Annotated in this window: 10 protein-coding genes; 6 read left to right on the top strand and 4 right to left on the bottom strand. The window is 65.3% G+C overall.

The window, feature by feature from the left end:
• Positions 1 to 178: 178 nt before the first annotated feature.
• Positions 179 to 1,444 carry a phosphoribosylamine--glycine ligase gene (purD, locus tag VOI29_RS04045; protein WP_323776154.1) on the bottom strand — a complete coding sequence of 422 codons (1,266 nt, stop codon included), beginning with the start codon at positions 1,442 to 1,444 and terminating at the stop codon, positions 179 to 181.
• Between the two features lie 134 nt (positions 1,445 to 1,578).
• Between purD and xseA the strand changes: the two genes are divergently transcribed.
• Complete coding sequence (gene xseA / locus VOI29_RS04050) at positions 1,579 to 3,072, top strand: exodeoxyribonuclease VII large subunit (RefSeq protein ID WP_323776155.1); 1,494 nt, start codon at positions 1,579 to 1,581, stop codon at positions 3,070 to 3,072.
• A gap of 41 nt (positions 3,073 to 3,113) precedes the next feature.
• On the opposite strand, the gene VOI29_RS04055 is transcribed toward xseA, so the two are convergent.
• A complete protein-coding gene (locus tag VOI29_RS04055) occupies positions 3,114 to 3,509 on the bottom strand; it encodes a hypothetical protein (RefSeq protein WP_323776156.1) in 396 nt (131 codons plus the stop codon).
• A gap of 132 nt (positions 3,510 to 3,641) precedes the next feature.
• Between VOI29_RS04055 and VOI29_RS04060 the strand changes: the two genes are divergently transcribed.
• From VOI29_RS04060 to VOI29_RS04075, 4 genes are all read left to right on the top strand, one after another.
• Positions 3,642 to 4,283 (top strand): lysoplasmalogenase, encoded by a 642-nt coding sequence (locus tag VOI29_RS04060; protein ID WP_323776157.1) that lies wholly within the window; start codon positions 3,642 to 3,644, stop codon positions 4,281 to 4,283.
• A gap of 77 nt (positions 4,284 to 4,360) precedes the next feature.
• A complete protein-coding gene (ftsY, locus tag VOI29_RS04065) occupies positions 4,361 to 5,533 on the top strand; it encodes a signal recognition particle-docking protein FtsY (RefSeq protein WP_323776158.1) in 1,173 nt (390 codons plus the stop codon).
• Between the two features lie 87 nt (positions 5,534 to 5,620).
• On the top strand, positions 5,621 to 6,523 hold the full coding sequence (locus VOI29_RS04070) for a DMT family transporter (protein ID WP_323776159.1): 903 nt from the start codon (positions 5,621 to 5,623) through the stop codon (positions 6,521 to 6,523).
• 29 nt (positions 6,524 to 6,552) lie between these two features.
• Positions 6,553 to 7,167: an inner membrane-spanning protein YciB gene (locus tag VOI29_RS04075; protein ID WP_323776160.1), complete on the top strand. Its 615-nt coding sequence runs from the start codon at positions 6,553 to 6,555 to the stop codon at positions 7,165 to 7,167.
• 106 nt (positions 7,168 to 7,273) lie between these two features.
• On the opposite strand, the gene VOI29_RS04080 is transcribed toward VOI29_RS04075, so the two are convergent.
• Together VOI29_RS04080 and VOI29_RS04085 are read right to left on the bottom strand one after the other, a co-directional pair.
• Positions 7,274 to 7,963, bottom strand: coding sequence for a glutathione S-transferase N-terminal domain-containing protein (locus VOI29_RS04080; protein ID WP_323776161.1), 690 nt, complete (start codon positions 7,961 to 7,963; stop codon positions 7,274 to 7,276).
• 131 nt (positions 7,964 to 8,094) lie between these two features.
• The gene (locus tag VOI29_RS04085; protein WP_323776162.1) at positions 8,095 to 8,772 is read right to left on the bottom strand and encodes a GntR family transcriptional regulator; all 678 of its coding nucleotides are present in this window, start codon (positions 8,770 to 8,772) and stop codon (positions 8,095 to 8,097) included.
• A gap of 149 nt (positions 8,773 to 8,921) precedes the next feature.
• On the opposite strand from VOI29_RS04085, the gene VOI29_RS04090 reads away from it, so the two are divergent.
• A partial coding sequence (locus VOI29_RS04090; protein WP_323776163.1) for a cytosine permease occupies positions 8,922 to 10,136 on the top strand: 1,215 nt, incomplete at its 3' end.

Here is a 10,136-nt window from a genome sequence, read left to right on the forward strand (position 1 = left end):
TGCAGGCTCTCGCGTCCGGCTGAGGTGCAGACTACCGCATTGCACCCGGCAAGGATACCGCTGACGGACGGAGCAAGGGGGCCTGGCCGGGCGCCTGCGCGCCCGGCCAGGCCCAACTGCGACGGTCAATCTTTGATTGGCCGGGAGCAGGCGGGAGAGCCGCCGCCGCAGCAGGGGGTCAATCCAGCGCGCGCCAGCCGATGTCGCGGCGGAAGAAGCCTTGCGGCCACTGCACCCCGCCCACCATCGCATAGGCGCGGTCGCGGGCCTCCTGCAGGGTATCGCCGCGGGCGGTCACGTTCAGCACCCTTCCGCCGGCAGCCAGCACCTTGCCGTCTTCAGCCTTGGTGCCGGCATGGAACACCATATTGCTGCTGTCCTCGGGCAGGGCCTTCAGCCCCTTGATCTCGGATCCTTTTTGGTAAGAGCCGGGATAGCCTTCAGCCGCCATCACCACCGTGATCGCGTGATCGTCGCCCCAGTTCACCTGCGCCTCGCCCAGCCGGCCTTCAGCCGCGGCATGCATCAGGTCCAGCGCCTGCGCGCCAAGCCGCATCATCAGCACCTGGCATTCCGGGTCGCCGAAACGGACGTTGTATTCCACCAGCCGCGGCAAACCGTCGTTGATCATCAGGCCGGCATAAAGCACCCCCTGATAAGGCATGCCGCGCTCTGCCATCACCCGCATGGTGGGTTTCACGATCTCTTCCATCGCGCGGGCTTCGATCCCGGCGCTCAGCACCGGCGCGGGGGAATAGGCGCCCATGCCGCCGGTGTTGGGGCCGGTGTCGCCTTCTCCCACCCGCTTGTGGTCCTGGGCCGAGCCGATCGCCAGCACGTCCTTGCCGTCCACCAGCACAAACAGCGAGGCTTCCTCGCCTTCCATGAATTCTTCGATCACCACCTCGGCGCCGGCGCCGCCGAAGGCGCCGCCGAACATGTCGTCGATGGCGGCGATGGCCTCCGCCTCGGTCATCGCGATGATGACGCCCTTGCCGGCTGCCAGCCCGTCGGCCTTGACCACGGTCGGCGCGCCATGTTTGCGCACATGGGCCTTGGCGGCCTCGGCATCGGTGAAATGGCCATAGGCGGCAGTGGGGGCGCCCGCCGCATCGCAGACCTCCTTGGTGAAGCTTTTTGAGGCTTCCAGCCGGGCCGCCGCCTCGGACGGGCCAAAGACCAGCAGGCCCGCCTCGCGCAGCCGGTCGGCAACCCCTGCCGCCAGCGGCGCTTCGGGGCCGATGATCACGAAATCAATGGCGTTTTCCTCGGCAAACGCCGCCACCGCACCGCCGTTTTCGATGTCCAGCGCGGCGCAGTCGGCAATCTGGGCGATGCCGGCATTGCCCGGCGCCACGATCAGCTTGTCGCATTTGGGGTTCTGCATCACTGCCCAGGCCAGGGCGTGTTCGCGCCCGCCGCTGCCGAGGATGAGGATGTTCATGTGCGTGTTCTCCGATCTGCCTGAGCCGTCTGGCCTCCCGGCGCCATCCGGGGCTTGCCATGCTTGCGGCGCGTTCTATGCTGCGCGCGGCCTCAAAACAAGACCAGCCTCAAGCCACTGGAGAGCAGCGCCCCATGTCCGACCTGTTTGATGATCCAAAACCGGGGCAGAACGCGCCCGAATTCACTGTCTCGGAAATCTCCGGCGAGGTGAAGCGCACGCTGGAGGGCACCTTCGGCCGCATCCGGGTGAAGGGCGAAGTGGGCCGGGTGTTCAAGGCGCGCTCCGGCCATCTGTATTATGACATCAAGGATGACCGCTCGGTGCTGGCCTGCACCACTTGGAAGGGGCAGGTTTCCAGCCTGTCGGTGGTGCCCGAGGAAGGACTGGAGGTGGTGGTCACCGGCCGGCTGACCGCCTTTGGCGCCCAGTCCAAATACAATATGAACGTTGACGAGGTTGCGGTTGCGGGGCAGGGCGCGCTGATGGCGCTGCTGGAAAAGCGCAAGAAGCAGCTGGAGGCAGAGGGGCTGTTTGCGCCCGGGCGCAAAAAGCCGCTGCCCTATCTGCCGCAGATCATCGGCGTGGTGACCTCGCCCTCCGGCGCGGTGATCCGCGACATCCTGCATCGCTTGCGCGACCGGTTCCCGCGCAAGGTGCTGGTCTGGCCGGTGGCGGTGCAGGGGCAGAACTGTGCGCCTGAAGTGGCCCGCGCCATCGACGGTTTCAACCGCCTGACTCCGGGCGGCGCGCTGCCGCGGCCGGACCTGATCATTGTCGCCCGCGGCGGCGGCTCGATCGAGGATCTGTGGGGCTTTAACGAGGAGATCGTGGCCCGCGCCGCGGCGGCGTCGCAGATCCCGCTTATTTCCGCCGTTGGGCATGAGACGGATACCACGCTGATCGACTTTGTTTCCGACCGCCGGGCGCCGACGCCGACGGCGGCGGCGGAACTTGCCGTGCCGGTGCGGCTGGAACTGATGGCCTGGGCCGAGACCCAGGGGGCGCGGCTGACCCGCGCCGCAGGCCAGGCGGTGCAGCAGCGGCGGCAGCGGCTGAATGATCTGGCGCGGGCGCTGCCCAGGCCCGATACCCTGCTGGAAACCCCGCGCCAGCGGCTGGACCGGATTGCCGACCGGCTGCCGGGGGCGCTGATATCCGGGGTGCAGCGCCGCCGGGTGCATCTGAGCGAAACAGCGGCCTCCCTGCGACCCGCCACCCTGCGCCAGCTGGTGCAGGGGCGCCGCGACCGGTTGCAGAACCTGTCCTCCCGCCTCAGCCTGCGCCCCATTCAGCGCGAGATCACGGCCCGCAAGGACGCGCTGGGCCATCTGGCGCAGCGGCTGGATGCGGCCCAGTCGCTGCGTCTCGACCGCCAGCGCCAGACCCTGGCGGCGGCGGGGCGCCAGCTGGAGATCCTCAGCTACAAGGCGACGCTGCAGCGCGGCTATGCGGTGGTGCGTTCGGGTGCCGGGATCCTCACCACCAAGGCCGCTGCGGCCCAGGCCGGCCCGCTGCAGATCGAATTTGCCGATGGCATTCTGGATCTGGACGGGGGCACTGCGGATCCGGCTTCCCAGAGCGCCGCAGAAAAACCGTCCGGCGGCGGTCAGGGCTCGCTGTTCTAGCTTCTTTCCGGTCTGAAATACTCACGGCGCCGGCGCAGGCTTCAGACACCGGCGTCAGGGCCGTAGCACAGCATTTTCTCGCCGATGTCTTCGGCCTCGTACAATTCTGTCGAGGCCGGGTCATCTTCGAACCTGGCGGTCAGCCCGCCGGGGGCGAGTTCAAAGCTCCAGCACTGCGGATCGCCCCGGTTTTCATAGATGAAACAGATCCGGCCTGCGTCCTCGTACCAGCTGCCCTCCTGGCATCTGCCGTCCAGAAACGACCAGATCACCCGCCGGCCGGGCAGGTAGCGCTCCACCCCGTACATGCTGCCGCCAAAGCCGTAGAACAGGGTGCGGCCCTGGGTATAGCGGTCGAATTGTTCGGCGTTCAGCGGCTCGGCAGCCGAGAGCGGGGCGGGCAGGACTGCCAGCAGGAGAATCATCATTGAGCGCATGAGGCCATTGTGCCTCAGGCGGGGGGCCAGCTCCAAGCTTTGCGTGCTCTTGCGCCGGCTCCCGCGGGGTCACCTTTGACGGCGTGCGGCTTGCACGGACAGAGTGGCGTAAGATCAAAGAGGAGGCGGGGTATGACGGCGGAACTGGTGCTTTGGGCGGGGGCTGGGGCCTGTGCGCTGATCTATCTTCTCCTGGCCGTGCCGCCGCCCGGGCTGCTGCGCAGCGTGCTGAAAACGGCGTCGGTGGCCCTGCTGGCGCTGGCGGCACTGCTGGTTGGCGCACCCTGGCTGCTGGCCCTTGCGCTGGGTCTTTGCGCGCTGGGCGATCTGTTCCTGTCGCGCGACGGCGAGGGGGCGTTCATGGCGGGTGTCGGCGCCTTTGCTGCCGGGCATCTGGTCTATGCGGTGCTGTTCCTGACCCGGGATGCGAGCGATCCGGCGCGGCTGCTGCAGATGCCGGGGGTGGTGATTGCGATGGTTCTATTGGGGCTGGGGCTGGGGATGGCGCGTTTCCTGGCACCGCGGGCCGGGGCGCTTAAGGGGCCGGTGCTGGCCTATATCCCGGTCATCCTTGGCATGGGGGCGGCGGCGCTGACCCTGCCACCCGGCACCTGGGTCTTTGCCGCGGCTTGCGCCTTTATGCTGTCGGACATGATCCTGGCCGCGGAAACCTTTGTGCTGAGTGCAGAGCACCCGCTGCGGCGGATTGCGCCCTATGCGGTCTGGCTGCTTTACTGGGGCGCGCAAGCAGGGTTTCTTGCTGTATTTTCCTGATGCGCAGGACGCCTTGCGCTTTGCACTCCGGCGCAATCCGCATTAGGTGGGGAGCAGACCCTTTTGCGGAGACCAAGATGGCGTTTTTCTCAAAGCTCAAGGAGCGGCTGTTCAAATCCTCCTCCAAGCTCGAGCAGGGGCTCGATGCGATTGTCGAGGAGGGGGCGGAGGACAGTGCGGCCGCGGCGGTGGAAGCCCTGGCGGATGCGCCCGCTGTCACGCCTGAACAGCCAGCCCCGGCGCCTGTGCCGCAGCCTGTGCCTGTGCCGCAGCCGGCGCCGCAACCGGACCCTGAGGCGGAACCGGCGCCTGAACCCGCTCCGCAGCCTGCATCCGCAGCTGCAGCGGAACCGGAGAAGAAAGCGCCGGGCCTGCTGGGCCGTCTGATGGGCCGCGGCAGTGCTGCCGAGCCGCGCCGGGCGCTGGATGACGACATGCTGGAGCAGCTGGAAGAGCTGCTGATTGCCGCCGACATGGGGGTCGACACGGCGCTGCGCGTCACCGCCAACCTGGCGGAGGGGCGGATGGGCAAGCGGGTGTCCTCGCGCGAGATCAAAGAGCTGCTGGCGCAGGAAGTCGCCCGCATCATGGAGCCGGTGGCCAAGCCGCTGCCGATCTACGCCAAACGCCCGCAGGTGGTGCTGGTGGTGGGCGTCAACGGCTCGGGCAAGACCACCACCATCGGCAAGCTGGCCAGCCAGTTCAAGGGCGCCGGCAAAAAGGTGGTGATTGCTGCAGGCGACACCTTCCGCGCCGCCGCTGTTGAACAGCTGCAGGTCTGGGGCGACCGTGCGGGCGTGCCGGTGCTGACCGCCCCGGAAGGTTCGGACCCGGCCTCGCTGGCGTTCGACGCGATGACCAAAGCGCAGGAAGAGGGCGCCGATCTTCTGATGATCGACACCGCAGGCCGGCTGCAGAACCGCGCCGACCTGATGGAGGAGCTGTCGAAAATTGTCCGGGTGATCCGCAAGAAGGATGAAACCGCTCCGCATAATACGCTTCTGGTGCTGGATGCGACCACTGGCCAGAACGCGCTGTCGCAGGTGGGCACCTTCCAGAAACTGGCCGATGTCTCGGGCCTGGTGATGACCAAGCTGGACGGCACCGCCAAAGGCGGTGTGCTGGTGGCGCTGGCGGACAAATTCGGCCTGCCGATCCACGCCATCGGTGTGGGGGAGCAGATCGACGACCTGGCCCCTTTTGATCCGGAAGACTTTGCGGCGGCTCTCACCGGTCTTGAAGAAAACTGAGATCTGTTTTCCTCTTGCTGCAACTATCTTCCGGCGGTCCGGCGGCGGAATAGCCCGGGCTTGCCGGTTTGAGCAAAGGCGTTTGATTTGAGCGATTGGCTGATTTCCCTGGAAGGCACCGCGGCGGGGCATCAGGCGGCGCTGTATCTGGCGCTGATGGCCGCGGTGCTGCACGCGGTCTTCGGGGCGCTGCAAAAGGGCCGCCACGACCCCTGGCTGTCGCGCGGGGCCATCGACATTTCCTACGCCCTGATGGCGGCGCCGTTCGCGCTGTTTGTGGTGCCCTGGCCCGAGCCGCACATGTGGCTGATCTTCTTTGGCGCCTGGGTGATCCATGTGCTGTACAAGCTGTTTCAGGCGCTGGCCTATACCAAGGGCGCCTATACGGTGGTCTACCCGGTGGTGCGCGGCACCGGGCCGCTGTTCACGGTGATCGGCGCCTACTGGCTGTTCGGCGAGGTCTTCACGGTGACGCAGTGGCTGGGCGTCGGGGTTCTGCTGGCCGGGATCTTCGGCCTGGCAGTATACAATTTCATCTTTCTGGTCTCTGCGCGGGAGACGCTGGGGATTGCGCTGGTGCTGGCGGTGATCACCGGGCTGTTCGTGGCGCTTTACACCACCTATGACGCCTATGGCATCCGGGCGACCGCTGATCCGTTCACCTTTCTGGCATGGTTCTTCATGATCGACGGGCTGGTGTTTCCGGTCATCGCGCTGGCCCGCTGGCGGCGGATGCCGGAACCGCCGCCGCCGGGGCCGCTGATGGTCAAGGGGGTCTTCGGCGGGCTGGTGGCCTTTGCCTCCTTCGGGGCGGTGATGCTGGCGACCCGGCTTGACAAGGTGGGGGAGGCGGCGGTGCTGCGCGAGACCTCCACCGTGTTTGCGGCGCTGATCGGCTGGCTGGTGCTGAAGGAAACCGTGGGCCCGCGGCGGATTGCCTTGATGGCTTTGATCGCGCTGGGCGCCGTGATAGTGGAAATGGGCGGCTGAGACCGCGCGCAGAACTGACAGGAGGCCCCATGGCCGGAAAGAAGATCAACCCGACCCTGAAGATGCTGCTGGAGCTGGGCCCGATCGTGCTGTTCTTCATCGGCTATCTGAAGCTGAAGGATGAGGTGTTCCTGATCGGCGGCAATGAATACAAGGGCTTCATCGTCATCACCGCCGCCTTCATCCCGCTGATGGCGGCATCGACGCTGGCCCTGTGGAAACTGACCGGGCATCTGTCGCGGATGCAGGTTGCCACGCTCATTCTGGTGGTGCTGTTCGGCGGCATGTCGGTCTGGTTCAACGACGACCGCTTTATCAAGATGAAGCCGACGATGCTGTATCTGCTGTTCGGCGGGCTTTTGGGGCTCGGGCTTCTGCGCGGGCAGAGCTGGCTGAAGGTGGTGATGGAGGAAGTCATGCCGCTGCAGCAGCAAGGCTGGATGATCCTGACCCGGCGGCTGTGCGCGTTCTTCTTTGGCCTGGCGGTGGCCAATGAGCTGATCTGGCGGACGCAAAGCACCGACACATGGGTCTATTTCAAGACCTTCGGCCTGCCGGTGGCGATGTTTGCCTTTTTCATGCTGCAAGGGCAGCTGTTCCAGAAATACGGCGCCGAGGAAGAAGAGGCCGGCCCGGCGGAGTGACCGGCGGCCGGCAGGGCAGGGCTCCCGCGCCCTGGCGCCTCATCAAAGATGACGCTTCAAGCCTTGGGCCCGGCAGCGCACCTGCGGTGCGCTGCTGCTGCGCAAATCAGCCGCCTTGTCCGAAAATCACCTGCTGCGCCCTGGTGTCCGACCTGTCCGCCCGCAAATCCGCATGCAGCGCCCGGCCTGCCACGACCCCGGGCCGCGACCACATCCGCTCCAGCCAGCGGGAGAGGTGGGGCTTGTCCTCCAGCGTCTGCTGCTGGCCCTCCCACAGCGACGCCCAGGGCCAGATGGCGATATCGGCAATCGTAAAATCCGGCCCCGCGGCAAATTCATTCTCCGCCAGCTGCCGGTCCAGCACGCCGTAGAGGCGGGCAGCCTCGCTCCGGTAGCGGTCTTTGGCATAAGGCAGGTCCTCGGGCGCGTATTTCAGGAAGTGGTGCGCCTGGCCTGCCATCGGGCCGAGCCCGCCCATCTGCCACATCAGCCATTGATCCACGGCCAGCCGCGCCCGTTCGTCCCGGCCATAGAATTGCCCGGTCTTGCGGGCGAGATATTGCAGAATGGCGCCGCTTTCGAACAGCGGAACCGGGGCGCCGCCGGGGCCGTCCGGGTCCACGATTGCGGGCATCCGGTTGTTCGGGGAGAGTTTCAGGAACTCCGGAGCGAACTGATCCCCCTTGCCGATGTCGATCAGCGTCACCTCATAGGGCAGCCCCATTTCCTCCAGTGCGATGGAGATTTTCCAGCCGTTGGGCGTGGGCCAGTAGTAAAGCCGGATCGGTTCCTGCATCTGTTTTCTCCGTCAGGTTGCCCGGCTACAGGAACACGGCAGGTGCCGGGCAGGCAAGAGGCGGCTGCCCTTCCTCCGGCGCGACCGTTCCGGTCCCGAGCAGTTTGCTGCGCGGCGGGGCAGGGCGGAGGTCAGGTGACGCCCCACCATCGCAGGGTCTGCGTATAGTGATGCCGGATTGCGCCGGTTGCGGCGTCAGCATCGTGGCGTTCAAGGGCGTCCATAATGGCAAGGTGTTCTTCCATAGCCGAAATGATCCGGTCCTGCAGGAAAGGGCGGGCGTTCTGGATAATGGCAGTCCGCATCCGGTTGGCTGCATAAGCTGCCGCCAGCTGGGGGTTTCCAAGTCCAGCGGCCAGGAAATCATGCAGCGAGAGGTCGACTTCTATGGGCCCGTCCGGCGTTTTGCCGGTCTCGCCGCGCAGTGCGGCTTCACGGAAGGCCTGATGCCGGTCCCGAAGGGCGCCGAGGCCGGTCAGATCGTCGTTGGCAATCCGGCGCCGTGCCCCCTCCTGGTCCAGCACCATCCGGAAGTCGAGGCAGTCACGGATCGTTTCTGGGCGCGCCTCCATCACCTGAATGCCGCGTTTCGGCATCGTGACCAGCAGGCCCTGCGAGCTGGCGTGCTTGACCGCTTCGCGGACCGCGGACAGCGGCAAGCCGAGCATGGTAACCAGCTGTGACATCGACAGAAACTGCCCGTCGCGCAGCTGCCCGCTGCGCAGTGCCGCCATCAGGGCCTGCTGCGCCTTCACCGCCAAAAGCTGAACATTCTGAGACTGGGTCATCCGGCTTTCCTCAATCGGCATTATCTGCGGTTTCAATAAAGTGTTATCTGAAATTCCGAACAGATGCTAATTAGGATATCTGCTAATATGCCAGTTGCAAGACTAGATTGCCAAGCTGTTTGGCAGGGGCAGGGAGGCGCCGGCCGCGGAACAGCATCAGGGAGGAAACCATGACTGCAACAGAAGACATGCGCATCGCGCAAGGGGGCACACTTGACCCCGAAGGCAATGCGCTTAACCCCGCTGGCCGCGACGAAAAAACATGGGGATGGTTCGCCATCTTCAACATCTGGGCCAATGACGTGCAGTCGCTGTTCGGTTATTCGCTGGTGGCGTCGCTGTTCATTTCCTATGGCGTCGGCGGCTGGACTGCCTTTGCGGCGCTGATCTGCGCCGGGCTGTTCGTGATGTGGATGGTGAATCTCTCCGGTGCTCCGGGCGAGAAATACGGCATACCCTATCCGGTCCTTGCCCGTGCCAGCATGGGGACCCAAGGCGCCAAACTGCCGGCCATTCTGCGCGCAACGGTGGCGGTGTTCTGGTACGGGGTCCAGGTCTATTTTGCCTCAACCGCACTGGCGCTGCTGATCCGCTCGCTTACCGGCATCTCCGGCGGCACCGAGATCCTCGGCCTTACCGGCATCGACTGGCTTTCCTTCGTGCTCGTCTGGGGCTTTCATATCCTCATCTTCTGGCGCGGCATGAACTGGGTGGAAACCTTCCTCAATATCGCAGGCCCCTTTGTCTATCTGGTGATGATCGGCCTGGTTGCCGTGCTCTGGCAGCGCTCGGACGGTCAGCTGCTCAGCGCCACGGCCACGATCTTTGCCAACCCCGAAGGCACCTTCTGGAGCGAATTCAAGGGGTTCATCGCCATTGTCGGCACCATGGTGGCCTATTTTGCGGCTGTGATGATCAATTTCAGCGACTTTTCGCGCTATGCCAAGGACCAGCGGGCGATGGTCCTGGGCAACTTTGCCGGGCTGCCGTTCAACATGATCCTGTTCTCGGCCCTGGCCCTGCTGACCACCGGCGGTGCGGCTGTCGTCTTCGGGGAGGAGATCATCAATCCGACCGAGATCGTTGAGCGGACCGACAGTGTGCTGCTGGGTATCGTTGCCGCAATCACCTTCTTTGCGGCGACTGTCGGCATCAACCTGGTGGCCAACTTCATTCCGGCGGTGAACGGCATCGCCAATCTGGCCCCTGAAAAGATCAGCTTCCGCAAGGCCGGTCTGATCACCTCGCTGTTTGCGCTGGTCATCGGCGGGTTCTGGAACAGTTTCATCAGCCAGTTCGGCATCAGCGGCTTTGTCAACACGCTCGGCGCGACACTGGCGCCGATCTTCGGCATCATGATCGTTGACTACTATATGCACCGGCAG

The sequence above is a fragment of the Leisingera sp. genome (assembly GCF_034669605.1).
GTDB lineage: Bacteria > Pseudomonadota > Alphaproteobacteria > Rhodobacterales > Rhodobacteraceae > Leisingera.